Source organism: Weissella fangxianensis, from assembly GCF_024718545.1.
Classification (GTDB): domain Bacteria; phylum Bacillota; class Bacilli; order Lactobacillales; family Lactobacillaceae; genus Weissella; species Weissella fangxianensis.
The window spans coordinates 1-13175 of sequence record NZ_JAMXDB010000044.1; the positions used below are offsets into that span (position 1 = coordinate 1).

Genomic DNA, 13175 nt, shown 5'->3' on the forward strand with positions numbered 1-13175 from the left:
TTCCGTATTTTATAAGGCGGAATACCTTGTAGATACATTGTGACAGCTTCAATTTGTACTTCTTTTGAAAACATAGTAAAACCCCGTAAGTTTTGGAAATTACTCCAACTTACGGGGTTCAGTTCAACGCAGCCTTTTTTAGTTTGTTTTTAATTGTTTAGGTGGTTTTCGGTAATAGATGGAAATTGGTTTGTCGATTCGTCAATTGGCCACAACCAATAATTCTCGTTTGCTAGTAGTTGCGTTTGCTTTGTATGAAGGGCCATCATACTTGGAAGTTTTAACTGGTTTATTGTCGTTGGCAAATTTTGGGATGGTATTGTATACACTTGAGACACCAACTCGCGCCTGTCATCGACCAATAAAGCAAATCTTGGTTTTACAGTGGGGGCGACATATATTTTAATCATAGTGACTCCATTTCTAAATATCGCGAAAGATTTCTTGCCAAGCTTTTTTATTTAGCTTAGTTTTTTTACGGTGCACGTGTTCCTTTTTAACATAAGTTGCTTTTTTATAGGCGCGCACGATGTCAGTTTGTATTTCTCGTTCAGGTGGTAAATTCTGGGCAATAAAATCAACGGTGTTAGGTGGTAAGTCGTCAAATTCATTTTGATGTACGATGAACCAATTGCGCATTTCCTGATTCAACCCAGCATGACGTCGGATGCGTTGTAAAAGCTCATCTAGCCCAAAATTCAATTGGTGAATTTCAGCTTGTAGTTGACGGGCAACGGCCTCTGGAATACCAATGTGATCAGCGAAATGAGTGATGCCAAGTCTTATTTCTTCACCAAGATTGTTAGTTAGGACGTACTGATATTTCAAACGACGACCACAGTCACAATATAATTGAGGGCTGCTAGGACTATCGAAATTCATGTTTTCATGAAAGGCGACTAGGGACCAGTGACGCCCATGGCCAATTAGCTCATGATTCATAAATAATGAAGTTTGCTGATAATGAATGTGCCTTTTGATAACTGTCTGCTGTTCTTTTGTTAATTGTTGCCAAGTTTCCGCACGTCGTTGCTTGGTTAATGAAACTTTCTTAGTTTTTGGTTGCGTGACTTGCATGATTTATTTCTTCTTTTACCTAATTATGTGACGATTGTACTTCGGTCAGCCGTTGTTGTATTGCTTCATAAACACGTTGTACATTATTTGAAGTTCCTCGCAGTTCATAATTAGCAATCAGGGGAACTTTAAATTGTACGGCATAACGACGAGCAGTTAGAATATATTGTGCATTGAAATTTTTATTTCCGGATCCGATAATTCCCAGCAAATACTGTTGATTTTCCGGAATTTCTAATTGTTCACGTAAGGGGTCTGTTAAAATTTCAAAGACACCATTATCAATACCATTGCCGCCATCCAAATAAGTTGGTACAAGGGCAAAAAAATGGCTTGTCTCGATAATATCGGATGTTGCATCTGATATTTCAATTGGTACCAAAGTGAAATGACCTTGAGTTTTGGCATATTCGGTCAGCTTTTTGACGAATGCACGTGTATTACCAGAGATTGAACTATATAATAGGTGGATTGGCATTATTTTCCTCCAGGTTTTTCTATAATATTTAGTCTAAAAAAGTTTACGATAATTAGCAATCATATATGTAACGGAAAGTTATTATTTAATCTTTTTGTAATAATCACTATAAAGGCTTATGCAGTGCTGTGAAACCTATGTCAAGCCTTTTTTTAGTTAAATTATTAACTTGCAAACTGTTAGTTGAGTGGTTTATACTCAATGACATATTAACAATCCGTTAGGTTTTATAGAAGAAGAAAGTTTAGGTGAAAATATGCAAAATGTGACCGTATATACAAAGAATAACTGCATTCAATGTCTCATGACTAAGAAGACATTGACGCAATATGGTATTAGTTACTCAGAAAAGAACGTTGAAAATGATGCAGATGCATTAACTTTTTTGAAGGATAAAGGCTATCAATCAGTACCTGTTGTCTTTTCAGAAGACATGGAACCAGTTAAAGGTTTCCGTCCAGATCTGCTTGCCAAGTTAAGCAAAGCAATTTAATCACTTAATTAATTAGTCAATATACCTATGTGTCGGTGCAACCAAAAGGATTCCGCTTTACACTAGGTACTACGCGGGGGAATTATATGTCATTAGCAACGCTGGATCTAGATAAGGTTACTTATTTCGATTTAAATAATCAATTGAATATACCAAAAAACAACAGTATCCAATTACAGAAAGATACTGAAGCACTACAAGCTTTTATTAAAGAAAATGTTGAGCCAAATACAAAGAAATTCGGTTCAATAGCGGAACGTTTCGATTACTTAGTCGCTAATGATTATGTTGATTCAAAAATGGTCGATAAGTACACGATGGCTTTTATTGAGAAGTTGTATGCGTATTTAGACTCACAACATTTTCAATTTAAGTCTTTTATGGCTGCCTATAAGTTTTATGCACAGTATGCACTAAAGACAAATGATGGTGACTATTACATTGAAAATTACAATGATCGCATTGTTATGAATGTCCTATTCTATGCAAATGGTGATGAGACGTTAGCAATGAACTTAGCTGATGAGATGATTCATCAACGGTATCAACCGGCCACACCCTCGTTTTTGAACGCTGGTCGTGCCCGTCGTGGTGAGCTAGTATCATGCTTTATTTTACAAGCGACGGATGACATGAATGCCATTGGTCGGGTTGTTAATTCAGCATTACAGTTGTCTAAAATTGGTGGTGGTGTTGGTATTGTTTTGTCTAATCTTAGGGAGGCTGGCGCACCTATCAAGGGGATTAATAATGCCGCATCAGGTGTTGTTCCTGTTATGAAACTATTAGAGGACTCATTTTCATATTCTAATCAAATGGGTCAACGTAATGGGGCAGGAGTTGTCTATTTATCAGTATTCCATCCTGATATCATGAACTTTTTAGCTACTAAAAAGGAAAATGCTGATGAAAAAGTTCGTGTCAAAACATTGTCACTTGGATTAACTGTTCCTGATAAGTTTTATGAATTAATCAAAAGTAATTCAGATATGTTCCTATTCTCTCCGTATGACGTTGAGCGTGTATACGGTAAGCCATTTAATTATGTCGACATTACAGCTGAATATGATGCGATGGTAGCAAATAAGCAAATTCATAAGAAGAAAATTCGGGCTCGTGAGTTAGAAACAGAAATTTCGAAATTACAGCAGGAGTCTGGTTATCCTTATGTTATTAATATAGATACCGTTAATGCTGCTAACCCAATTGCGGGGAAGGTTATCTCATCTAATTTATGTTCAGAAATTTTACAGGTCCAGCGAGCATCACAAATTAATAATGAGCAAACTTATGATGAGTTAGGGACAGATGTATCATGTAATCTTGGTTCAACCAACATTGTTAATATGATGGCTACAAATGATTTTGGTAAGTCAGTAGATTCAATGGTACGTGCATTAACATTTGTTTCGGATCAAACAGATCTTGATATTGTTCCTTCAGTTAGATTGGGGAATCGTCAAACCCATGCGATTGGCTTAGGTGCAATGGGCTTGCATGCCTTTTTTGCTAAAAATCATATGTATTATGGGGATGAAGAAGCATTGGACTTTACGAATGCTTACTTCCTAATGCTGAATTACTATAGTTTGGTTGCTTCAAATAATATTGCTAAAGAACGACAGACTAGTTTTTATGAGTTTGAAAAATCAACTTACGCTAGTGGTGAATACTTTGAAAAGTATATTAATGAAGATTGGTCACCAAAAACTGATAAAGTTAAAGAAATATTTGCTGTACACCATTTTCCAACCCAAGAGGATTGGCAGGCGTTAGCAGCATCAGTTAAGCAATATGGCTTGTATAATGCTTATCGCATGGCAGTTGCACCAACTGGATCAATTTCATATGTTAACGACGCAACTGCTTCATTGCATCCCATTATTAATCGTGTTGAAGAACGCCAAGAAAAGAAAATTGGGAAAATTTACTATCCAGCACCTTATTTGGGAACAGATACCCTACCATACTATGAATCTGCTTATAATATGGATATGCGTCGTGTGATTGATGTCTATGCAGCTGCACAGCAACATATTGACCAAGGAATGGCGTTAACATTATTTATGCGTTCAACAATTCCTGAGGGTCTATATGATTGGAAAGACGGCCATACAGAGAAGATGACAACGCGTGATTTAAACATTCTAAGATTATATGCTTATCAGAAAGGTATCAAATCAATTTACTATATTCGTACATATACTGACGATATGGAAGAATTTGGTGTCAATGAATGTGAGAGTTGTTCAATTTAGGGTGTTATACAAATGAGAGATAAGGTGAGCAAATGACAGTAGCATATGAAGCAATCAATTGGAATGCGATTGAAGACAAGGTTGATAAAGCAACATGGGAAAAGTTAACTGAGCAGTTTTGGCTGGATACAAGAATCCCTCTATCAAATGATTTGGATGACTGGCGTAAGATGTCTGAACAAGAACATTATTTAGTTGGTCATGTTTTTGGTGGGTTAACTTTACTAGATACATTACAATCACAAGACGGTATGTCATCTTTGAAGCAATCGACTAGGACACAACATGAATTAGCTGTTCTAAATAACATTGAGTTTATGGAATCTGTTCATGCAAAATCATATTCTTCAATTTTTGAGACGTTACATACCCCAGCCGAAATTGATGAAATATTTGATTGGACAAATAGTAATAAATTTTTACAATATAAAGCCAATCGTATTAACCAAATTTATCAAAGTGGTAGCCAATTACAACGTAAAGTTGCTTCAGTATTTTTAGAAACATTCTTATTCTATTCAGGATTCTATACACCACTTTGGTATTTAGGACATAATAAGTTAAACAATGTTGCTGAAATTATTAAGTTAATTTTGCGTGATGAGTCAGTTCACGGTACTTACATTGGTTATAAATTCCAAATGGGGTTTAATGAACTTAGCGAAGATGAACAAAATGAGTTAAAAACTTGGTTGTATGATTTGCTATTAGATTTGTACAGTAATGAGGAGAATTATACCAAGTTATTGTATGATGACATTGGTTGGACGGAATCGGTATTAACCTTTCTACGTTACAATGCAAATAAAGCATTGATGAATTTAGGACAAGATCCGTTATTCCCAGACGGTGCTGAAGATGTTAATCCTATCGTTATGAATGGTATTTCAACAACGACTTCAAATCATGATTTCTTCTCACAGGTTGGTAATGGTTATCGACTTGGTCAGGTTGAAGCTATGGAAGATGATGATTATCAAATTGAATAGTATTGCGTAAGTACAAGTAACGTGGTAGTATTATAAAAAATGGCTGAGGAGAAAATTAGTTATGGGTAAATTTAAATTCCAATTAAATGGTTGGTGGCGCAGATAACGCGTACGGACTATGACTGCATAGATTCGGTACGTGGGTTCCTTTGGGAACGAAAGTATTGAGTCTGTGCTAACTAATTTTCCTAAGATTATTGGAAAGGGTTACACGACTTAGTGTATGGTCCTTTTCATGTTAAACACGAGAAGGTACTATTGTATCTGCTCGTGTTTTTTATTTTGTCAATTTAAATAGTAGTGGAAGTGAGTAAACGAATGAACAAAAAAATTTGGGGTACAATTGGGGTATTAACTGTATTTACGCTTTTTGCCGGCGGTTATGAGACAGTTTCTAAAAATCAAAAGAAGGCGGTCCCAACGGTTGCAGTCTTGCAGTATATGAAACATCCCGCATTGGATGCCATAAATGAGGGTATATATAAAGGGTTGGCGAGTGAAGGATTTCATAAAGGACGCAATGTCAAAATAATGTATGAAAACGCCCAGGGTGATCAATCAAATTTGAAAACTATGGCTTCAAAGTTCGATAATGCAGGAGCTGATGTATCAGTAGGAATCGCAACACCAGCAGCAGTATCCTTAGCAAATACTGTAACCGATAGACCAGTTGTTTTTTCAGCATCAACGACACCCGTCCATTCAAAACTTGTTAAAAGTTATCAACACCCGGGTGGTAATGTAACAGGTGTATCTGATCAGGCACCGTTGCAATCGCAATTAAAGATGATACAGACTTTTGTCCCGGATGTGAAAAATCTCGGCGTTATCTATACGTCTTCGGATGATTCAGCATCGAGACAAGCAAAACAAATGATGAAATTAGCAAAAAAGGCTGGTATTGAACCTAAGCCTTACACAATTTCATCCTCTAATGATTTAAATCAAACATCTAAGCAAATGGTTGCTAATCATCAGATTGATGCCGTATTTGTACCAACAGATAATACAATTGCTGGTGCGATGCCAACATTGATAGATAGTACAAATGCGGCGAAGATTCCGGTCTTCCCAACAGTTGATACGATGGTTAGAGACGGTGGCCTCGCTGCCGAGTCTATTAATCAGAAGAAATTAGGGGTAAAAACTGGTAAGCAAATTGCTCAAGTATTAAATGGTAAAAAGCCAAAGGATATACCAGTTGGTTTTATCAAAAAAGGTGATTTAATTATTAATCGTTCACAGTTGGATAAATTGGGCATCCAATTACCAGATAAATATAAGCAAGCAAAATTTGTAAAGTGAGGCAACTATGAATCTTTTAATTTCAGCAATTGGTCAGGGATTAATTTGGGCGACCTTAGGCTTCGGGCTATTTTTAACCTTCCGTATTTTGGACTTTCCCGATATGACCGTAGAAGGAACGTTTCCGTTAGGGGCTGCAACTGCGGTTACCTTAATATCAAGTGGCTTCTCACCAATTATTGCGACCATCGGTGCAGCGTTAGTGGGTAGTCTAGCCGGTCTTGTGACAGGTGTATTGTACACAAAGGGTAAGATTCCAATCTTACTTGCTGGTATTTTAACAATGACGGCTGCTTATTCAGTTAATTTAAGAATTATGGGGCAAGCTAATCGCTCATTATTAGGAAAAAATAGTTTGTTTTCTTATGACTTTTTGCATATTTTGCCCCGTAATTTTCCAGTAATTGTCATTGGATTAATCGTTATTGTATTATTAACCATTTGTTTAGCACATTTTTTGAAAACTGAACTTGGGCAATCTTTTATTGTAACGGGTGATAACCCAAAAATGGCGCGCTCATTAGGTATCAATACTGATAATATGACAATTTTAGGGTTAATGATTGCAAATGGTTTGATCGGCTTGGGTGGTGCTTTAGTCGCACAAAATAATGGATTCGCAGATGTGAACATGGGTGTCGGTACAATTGTGGTTGCGTTAGCTTCAATCATTATTGGTGAAGTTGTCTTTACTGACACATTAACGTTACCTGAACGTCTGATCACAATTATCATCGGATCGATTTTCTATCGATTTGTCTTAGTTGTTGTGCTATATATTGGCTTTAACGCAGATGATTTGAAATTAGTCAGTGCCATTATACTTGGCTTGGCTTTGATGTTGCCAGGAATACGCGCTAAGTTGCGTTTGGGTTCATTTTTAAAACGAGGATAATTAACTATGGATGTAAAAGAAAAATTACGATTAGATCATGCCACTGTCGTTGTCAATCAAGGACAAGTAAATGAAAAGACAATATTGAATGATGTGTCATTAACGTTACACGATGGTGATTTTGTGACGGTTTTAGGATCTAATGGTGCTGGTAAGTCAACGTTGTTCAATGTGATTGCGGGTTCTTTACCATTAACAAGCGGTCATATTTTTTTAGGTGAGCGTGATGTCACAAAATTAGATGAAGCACAACGGACCCACTTTTTGGCCCGCGTTTTCCAAGATCCAAAGCTTGGTACGGCCCCTCGAATGACAGTAGCAGAAAATTTATTGCTTGCTGAACGAAGAGGTTTACGTCGTCGTCTAAAAAATCGTGGCTTAACTGATGAAAAGAAAGCTTCTTTCGTGGCAGTTACAAAGACGATGGGGAATGGCTTGTCAGACAGGTTAGATATGGATGCAGGCGATTTATCAGGTGGACAACGCCAAGCCTTGTCTTTTTTAATGGCCACCCAACTTAGACCTGACGTATTGTTGTTAGATGAGCATACGGCGGCTTTAGATCCTAAGACTAGTGCACAATTAATGCAAGTAACAAACGAACGAATTTATGAAGAAAATTTGACAGCTTTGATGATTACACATCATTTGGAAGATGCGCTTGACTATGGTAATCGATTAATTATTATGTCAGACGGAAAAATTTCATTAGACGTTAGTGGGGAAGCAAAGGAGAAAATGACAGTGACGGATTTGCTAGATTACTTTAATCGTTACTAAAATAGAGAAAATGAAAAATAAAAATTTACTATTAAATAGCTTTGCAGTTGCGTTTGGTGGCTTTATTGGTGGGTCCTTACGAGCTATCATGATGATGTTATTTCAAAGTGATCGTTTTCCATGGGAAACGATTATTGTGAATTTGAGCGGTACTTTTATTTCTGCTTTTTTGGTCATTTTACTTGGTAAGCTAACCAAGTTAAAACAGATAACAGCAGACTTTGTCATGGTTGGTATTTTAGGTGCCTATACAACCTACTCAACTGTACTAGTAGACATTAGTCAATTAACAATTTTGCCAGCGCTAGGATATATAGGAATCAGCATTATTGGTGGTGTGACAGTGGTCCTTATCAGTCGTATAATTGGTCATAAGTTGGTGGCATCATGGTAGAAATAATTTTGACAGGTTTGGGCGCCATGATGGGATCATTAGTTCGTTTTGGTTTATTGTCCGTTGCACCTCGATGGTTCGGTAAATTGGCAGAATTAATGGTTGTTTGTATTAATTTACTAGCCGCACTATGTATGGGGATTGTGGTTGTTTTAATCTTACCAGACTGGATGCATACACTTTTAGCACCAGGGGTTTTAGGCGGTTTATCAACCTTTTCTGCACCAATCGTAGACATTGCTGATGCGATACAAAAACCACATGGTCACCATCAAATGTTAATTTTTAAGACCATTATGACTTTTATAGGTGGCTTAATTATTTTTTGGCTTGGTATGCAAATTGGCCAAGAATTACGTTAAATTGGATAAATATGTGGCAAAAATCAAGAATATTTTGCTCTCTAGGTTAATCTTTGTTGAATGGTTGTTGCGCAGGTGGTACACTCAATAAGATGAGATATGAGAGATAGCAAAATAGGGGATAGCTACATGAGTTTAATTAATCGCAATCGAATTAATGCTATTCGTCAAGCTAATGATATTCCTGTTCGTGAATTGGCAAATATTGGCATTAGTCGTAATCGCTATTACCGGTATTTGAATAATGAGAATGACTTACCAGCTGAGGGTTTTATTTCGTTGATGAGTCATTTATTATTAACTGGAACAGAAGTAAATAAAGAATTGGTCAATGGATTAGATACTGTTGAGGGACTAATCATTGCCTTACAAGAAGCAAATCAAAAACATGCGGTTGATGATATTAAAGATATTAGTCGGCGTGGTTATCATTTGTTCCGTAATACAATGGCCCGTGGTTATTTGCGTGTCGCAAGTTTAGCGGATGTTTTACATGCGCGGATTGTTCCTGACGAACACGCCCAGATTGCCCAAAAAATTTTAATCGATTCTTTTGAAGCGGTCACAATTTGGCGAGAGATGGATGTTGCCTTGTTGGCACCAATCATCACGGAAGTTCCGGTTGAAAGGGTCGCTGATTATTTAACGATTATTTGGTCTAAGCATTGGCCACATCATACAATGGAAATGCTTAATATAATGACTGCTAAATTTTTAGTCATGTTACTGGACCAAGGGGAATACCGGCATGAAATATTTGATGAGGTTGCATCATGGATCGTGGAACAATCACGTGATGCGATGAGTTTTGCCTGGTGGTCTAGTTTAGTAGATCATTTAGTCCAGCATGAATGGGAACAGGCAGAAGAAAGTATACAAATAGCTGAGCAATTGAAAATGCATGACATGTCTGAAAACGGCCGCTACTTATTGCGTGCCTGGCGACGAAGTATGTGAGTTAATTAAAAGCCGAAACTCTTATGTAACAAGAGTTTCGGCTTTTAATTATGTTTTTATTATCTTGAACTGAGCGGATTATTTATTCGCAATAACTTCAATATGATTACCATCAATATCATCAAGATAAAAAATAATATGACGGCCATCATCACTTTCCATGGCAGGTTTACTTTCTTTCACTTCATAGTTAATGAAGTGGTTCTCTACTGCCTCGCGATGGTCACGCACAACAACTTGGACGGTAATTGGATCGGCATCTGGATCTTCGTTAAATACAATGGCTTGTTGATCAAAAAATAAATGCCGTGATTCGTTGATACCAAATTCAGTTGGTAGATCAAATACCTCACGATAAAATCGTACCGTGTTAGGGACGATTTTTGCTGGAATTTGTAATGGACTGAATTTTCTAACTCGCATTTGTTACACCTCATTGTCTTTTAATTTCTCAACTACCTATTATACGCCTAGAATTAAAACATTGACGACAAAAATTGTAGTTTTAGCGTCTTTGTTATTGGAGGTCAATCTATGACGATTAAAATTACATCAGTGAGGCAGTTAGGCGACTTATTAGTACAACGTTATGCAAATTCACCACAAGAAGCTTGTTGGGTAGTAGCTGTGACGACTCAAATGACAATTATTGATGTTTGGCAAGTAGCGTTAGGAACTTTAGATAGTGTGAATATCCATCCGCGCGATGTTTTTCGCCATTTAGTTGCAACGAATGCTTATGGTTTTATTTTGTGTCATAATCATCCTAGTGGTAATTTAAAAGCGTCGGCTGCTGATAGTTTAGCAATGTCTCAAATGGCGATGTGTAGCCAAATCATGCAGGTTCATTTTTTAGATTTTATGATTATCTCAATCAAAGGCTATCGTAGCTATCGGACGGAAGATTTATTACCAAAAGTTGCATTAGAAACACTAATCGATTTATGGACTAAGGTCGACAACATGTGATAAACTTAGTAAGAAATTGCATGGTACGTTTTAAGTACATGGTGAGAATTATCAAAAATATAAAAAGAAAAGGGAAAGTGCTGTGTTTTCATTTGGAACTCGAAATGTTGGAATAGACTTAGGAACAGCTAATACATTAGTATACATTGAAGGTAAGGGGATTGTTCTTCGTGAGCCTTCTGTTGTTGCTCGAAATACAAAGACCAATGAAGTTGTTGCAGTTGGTACAGCTGCTAAAGAGATGCTAGGACGAACGCCAGGATCTATTACAGCTATTCGTCCAATGCGTGACGGGGTCATTGCGGATTATGAGACAACGGTTGCTATGTTGAAGTATTATTTAGGTAAAGCCTTAGGTGGTCGTGGCGCAAAGCCATATGTCACAATTGGGGTACCTTCAGGTGTAACTGCTGTTGAAAGACGTGCTGTTATTGATGCCGCCCGTGTAGCGGGAGCTCGTGATGCATATGTTATTGAAGAACCTTTTGCAGCCGCTGTTGGTGCTGGCTTACCAGTGATGGAGCCAACCGGGTCAATGGTTGTTGATTTAGGTGGTGGAACGACTGATGTCGCTACCATCTCATTAGGTGGCATTGTTTCATCACGTTCTATCAGAATGGCTGGTGACAAGATCGATGAAGCGATTATGACGTATGTTCGTCAGAAGTATTCTGTATTAATTGGTGAACAAACCTCAGAACGTTTGAAGATGGCAATCGGTTCAGCTGACGTTGAGGCAGCTGAAGATATGGAGGGAACTAGTGCCAGAGGAAGAGATTTGGTAACAGGATTACCAAAGACGATTGAGATTCAGGCAAGTGATGTTGCTGATGCGATTAAAGATGTGGTTGCTGAAGTGATTGTTGCGATTAAGGAAACGCTGGAAGAGACGTCTCCTGAAATTGCGGCTGATGTCATTGATCGTGGTATCGTCCTTACTGGTGGTGGCGCACAATTAGCTCATTTAGATGAAGTGATTGCTGAAGCAACTAAGGTGCCGGTATTTGTTGCACCAGAACCATTGGATGCGGTTGTTATTGGTACCGGTGAGGCTTTAAAGTCGATTGATGTTTTAAAAAATAATTAAGCCTAAACTTGTGAAGTCATAACTACCCCGTTATTTTCAGGGTAGTTTATTCATATGTACTAGAATTGTTAGGCATTAGCTCATGTAGTATGGTGAAGCAAGATAAACGAAAGGCATGTTTAAGATGAAGAATATCTTTACATCACGTCGGCTAGTGATTGGTGTCATAGTTGTTATTGTGGCGATTGGTGCCATTACATTAGGTGCACGTGCCCACAATTCAGAAAAAGAACCTTCTTTGCCGGTTCGAGTTATTTCTGACGTGTCAGGTTGGACTTCTAATATTGTGAATGCCCCAATACGCGCGGTTAAGGGTGGATTTGATTCAGTTGATGAATTAATGAATACCTACCAAGAAAATGGACGTTTAACTAAGAAGGTTGATGACTTAGCACAGACAAAGGTGCAATTGCAGGTATTGCAACAAGAAAACCGCGCTTTGAAGGATCAACTTAAAATCAGTAACACATTAACAGATTATAAAGTTGTTAATGCGGTTGTTACTTCACGGTCGCCAAGCAGTTGGCAAACCCAGTTGATTATTGACAAAGGAACCAATGCTGGATTGAAAAAGGGACTATCTGTTATGGGATCGGGTGGACTGATTGGTCGTATCACCCAGGTGAATACAACTAATGCAAAGGTTGAGCTGATATCAGACAATAGTCAAGTTTCAGATCGATTTGCCATTCGTGTGCAAAATGGGGATGGTGAGACGGTTGATGGTATTATAACTAGTTTTAATCAATCTAAGAATCTCATTGTAATGGGACAGATTACGTCAAATGTTTCCGTGAAAAAGGGTGACTTAGTAACAACAAGTGGTCTGGGTGGTGTTACACCTTCTGGACTATATGTTGGTAAGGTTGAGAAGGTTGGTAGTGATAACTACGGTTTGTCAAAGAAAATTTATATCAAACCGGCAACAGACTTCAATAATATTCCTGTTGTTAGTGTTGCTATTCCTTAAATAATATAAAAAAGCTGGGGCATCATGAGGTGTACTGAACTGAACCCCGTAAGTTGGAGTAATTTCCAAAACTTACGGGGTTTTACTATGTTTTCAAAAGAAGTACAAATTGAAGCTGTCACAATGTATCTACAAGGTATTCCGCCTTATAAAATACGGAA

16 protein-coding genes are annotated in these 13175 nt (G+C 37.6%); 13 read left to right on the top strand and 3 right to left on the bottom strand.

The window, feature by feature from the left end; translation table 11 throughout:
* The first annotated feature begins 178 nt into the window (after nucleotides 1-178).
* Entirely contained in the window at nucleotides 179-406 is a 228-nt protein-coding gene (locus NGR58_RS08930; RefSeq protein WP_258089174.1) for a hypothetical protein, read from the top strand.
* A gap of 17 nt (nucleotides 407-423) precedes the next feature.
* Here the strand turns inward: NGR58_RS08930 and NGR58_RS08935 are convergent, their stop codons facing one another.
* Together NGR58_RS08935 and NGR58_RS08940 are read right to left on the bottom strand one after the other, a co-directional pair.
* The gene (locus NGR58_RS08935; protein ID WP_258089175.1) at nucleotides 424-1077 is read right to left on the bottom strand and encodes a hypothetical protein; all 654 of its coding nucleotides are present in this window, start codon (nucleotides 1075-1077) and stop codon (nucleotides 424-426) included.
* Nucleotides 1078-1096: 19 nt separating this feature from the next.
* Entirely contained in the window at nucleotides 1097-1555 is a 459-nt protein-coding gene (locus tag NGR58_RS08940) for a class Ib ribonucleoside-diphosphate reductase assembly flavoprotein NrdI (protein ID WP_258089176.1), read from the bottom strand.
* 256 nt (nucleotides 1556-1811) lie between these two features.
* Between NGR58_RS08940 and nrdH the strand changes: the two genes are divergently transcribed.
* The 9 genes from nrdH to NGR58_RS08985 all read left to right on the top strand — a co-directional run bounded on the left by nrdH (nucleotide 1812) and on the right by NGR58_RS08985 (nucleotide 9988).
* Nucleotides 1812-2048 carry a glutaredoxin-like protein NrdH gene (gene nrdH, locus NGR58_RS08945; protein ID WP_075270054.1) on the top strand — a complete coding sequence of 79 codons (237 nt, stop codon included), beginning with the start codon at nucleotides 1812-1814 and terminating at the stop codon, nucleotides 2046-2048.
* An 86-nt stretch (nucleotides 2049-2134) separates the two neighbouring features.
* A complete protein-coding gene (gene nrdE, locus NGR58_RS08950; protein WP_258089177.1) occupies nucleotides 2135-4306 on the top strand; it encodes a class 1b ribonucleoside-diphosphate reductase subunit alpha in 2172 nt (723 codons plus the stop codon).
* A 32-nt stretch (nucleotides 4307-4338) separates the two neighbouring features.
* The gene (gene nrdF / locus NGR58_RS08955) at nucleotides 4339-5295 is read left to right on the top strand and encodes a class 1b ribonucleoside-diphosphate reductase subunit beta (RefSeq protein WP_258089178.1); all 957 of its coding nucleotides are present in this window, start codon (nucleotides 4339-4341) and stop codon (nucleotides 5293-5295) included.
* Nucleotides 5296-5613: 318 nt separating this feature from the next.
* Nucleotides 5614-6600, top strand: coding sequence for a tryptophan ABC transporter substrate-binding protein (gene trpX / locus NGR58_RS08960; RefSeq protein ID WP_258089179.1), 987 nt, complete (start codon nucleotides 5614-5616; stop codon nucleotides 6598-6600).
* Between the two features lie 7 nt (nucleotides 6601-6607).
* Nucleotides 6608-7495, top strand: a complete 888-nt coding sequence (locus NGR58_RS08965; RefSeq protein ID WP_258089180.1) for an ABC transporter permease — start codon at nucleotides 6608-6610, stop codon at nucleotides 7493-7495.
* Between the two features lie 6 nt (nucleotides 7496-7501).
* Nucleotides 7502-8275, top strand: a complete 774-nt coding sequence (locus NGR58_RS08970; RefSeq protein ID WP_258089181.1) for an ABC transporter ATP-binding protein — start codon at nucleotides 7502-7504, stop codon at nucleotides 8273-8275.
* A gap of 10 nt (nucleotides 8276-8285) precedes the next feature.
* Nucleotides 8286-8669 (top strand): fluoride efflux transporter FluC, encoded by a 384-nt coding sequence (locus NGR58_RS08975; RefSeq protein ID WP_258089182.1) that lies wholly within the window; start codon nucleotides 8286-8288, stop codon nucleotides 8667-8669.
* Nucleotides 8663-9031 carry a fluoride efflux transporter FluC gene (locus NGR58_RS08980; RefSeq protein ID WP_258089183.1) on the top strand — a complete coding sequence of 123 codons (369 nt, stop codon included), beginning with the start codon at nucleotides 8663-8665 and terminating at the stop codon, nucleotides 9029-9031. Before NGR58_RS08975 ends, NGR58_RS08980 begins: the two co-directional genes overlap by 7 nt.
* 129 nt (nucleotides 9032-9160) lie before the next feature.
* Nucleotides 9161-9988, top strand: coding sequence for a hypothetical protein (locus tag NGR58_RS08985; protein ID WP_258089184.1), 828 nt, complete (start codon nucleotides 9161-9163; stop codon nucleotides 9986-9988).
* Nucleotides 9989-10066: 78 nt separating this feature from the next.
* On the opposite strand, the gene NGR58_RS08990 is transcribed toward NGR58_RS08985, so the two are convergent.
* Complete coding sequence (locus NGR58_RS08990) at nucleotides 10067-10411, bottom strand: VOC family protein (RefSeq protein ID WP_258089185.1); 345 nt, start codon at nucleotides 10409-10411, stop codon at nucleotides 10067-10069.
* A 111-nt stretch (nucleotides 10412-10522) separates the two neighbouring features.
* Here NGR58_RS08990 and NGR58_RS08995 point away from each other — a divergent pair, with 111 nt between their 5' ends.
* The 3 genes from NGR58_RS08995 to mreC all read left to right on the top strand — a co-directional run bounded on the left by NGR58_RS08995 (nucleotide 10523) and on the right by mreC (nucleotide 13014).
* Nucleotides 10523-10957, top strand: a complete 435-nt coding sequence (locus NGR58_RS08995) for a JAB domain-containing protein (protein ID WP_075270044.1) — start codon at nucleotides 10523-10525, stop codon at nucleotides 10955-10957.
* Nucleotides 10958-11039: 82 nt separating this feature from the next.
* Nucleotides 11040-12044, top strand: coding sequence for a rod shape-determining protein (locus NGR58_RS09000; RefSeq protein WP_258089186.1), 1005 nt, complete (start codon nucleotides 11040-11042; stop codon nucleotides 12042-12044).
* 124 nt (nucleotides 12045-12168) lie between these two features.
* Nucleotides 12169-13014 carry a rod shape-determining protein MreC gene (gene mreC / locus NGR58_RS09005; RefSeq protein ID WP_258089187.1) on the top strand — a complete coding sequence of 282 codons (846 nt, stop codon included), beginning with the start codon at nucleotides 12169-12171 and terminating at the stop codon, nucleotides 13012-13014.
* Nucleotides 13015-13175 lie beyond the last annotated feature (161 nt).

Excerpts from the sequence above, each read along its gene's own strand:
- NGR58_RS08990 (WP_258089185.1), bottom strand. The coding sequence starts at position 10,411 with ATGCGAGTTAGAAAATTCAGTCCATTACAAATTCCAGCAAAAATCGTC.
- NGR58_RS08980 (WP_258089183.1), top strand. The coding sequence starts at position 8,663 with ATGGTAGAAATAATTTTGACAGGTTTGGGCGCCATGATGGGATCATTA.
- NGR58_RS08930 (WP_258089174.1), top strand. The coding sequence starts at position 179 with ATGGAAATTGGTTTGTCGATTCGTCAATTGGCCACAACCAATAATTCT.
- NGR58_RS08940 (WP_258089176.1), bottom strand. The coding sequence starts at position 1,555 with ATGCCAATCCACCTATTATATAGTTCAATCTCTGGTAATACACGTGCA.
- NGR58_RS08975 (WP_258089182.1), top strand. The coding sequence starts at position 8,286 with ATGAAAAATAAAAATTTACTATTAAATAGCTTTGCAGTTGCGTTTGGT.
- NGR58_RS08935 (WP_258089175.1), bottom strand. The coding sequence starts at position 1,077 with ATGCAAGTCACGCAACCAAAAACTAAGAAAGTTTCATTAACCAAGCAA.
- NGR58_RS08970 (WP_258089181.1), top strand. The coding sequence starts at position 7,502 with ATGGATGTAAAAGAAAAATTACGATTAGATCATGCCACTGTCGTTGTC.
- NGR58_RS08965 (WP_258089180.1), top strand. The coding sequence starts at position 6,608 with ATGAATCTTTTAATTTCAGCAATTGGTCAGGGATTAATTTGGGCGACC.
- mreC (WP_258089187.1), top strand. The coding sequence starts at position 12,169 with ATGAAGAATATCTTTACATCACGTCGGCTAGTGATTGGTGTCATAGTT.
- nrdH (WP_075270054.1), top strand. The coding sequence starts at position 1,812 with ATGCAAAATGTGACCGTATATACAAAGAATAACTGCATTCAATGTCTC.
- nrdE (WP_258089177.1), top strand. The coding sequence starts at position 2,135 with ATGTCATTAGCAACGCTGGATCTAGATAAGGTTACTTATTTCGATTTA.
- nrdF (WP_258089178.1), top strand. The coding sequence starts at position 4,339 with ATGACAGTAGCATATGAAGCAATCAATTGGAATGCGATTGAAGACAAG.
- NGR58_RS08985 (WP_258089184.1), top strand. The coding sequence starts at position 9,161 with ATGAGTTTAATTAATCGCAATCGAATTAATGCTATTCGTCAAGCTAAT.
- trpX (WP_258089179.1), top strand. The coding sequence starts at position 5,614 with ATGAACAAAAAAATTTGGGGTACAATTGGGGTATTAACTGTATTTACG.
- NGR58_RS08995 (WP_075270044.1), top strand. The coding sequence starts at position 10,523 with ATGACGATTAAAATTACATCAGTGAGGCAGTTAGGCGACTTATTAGTA.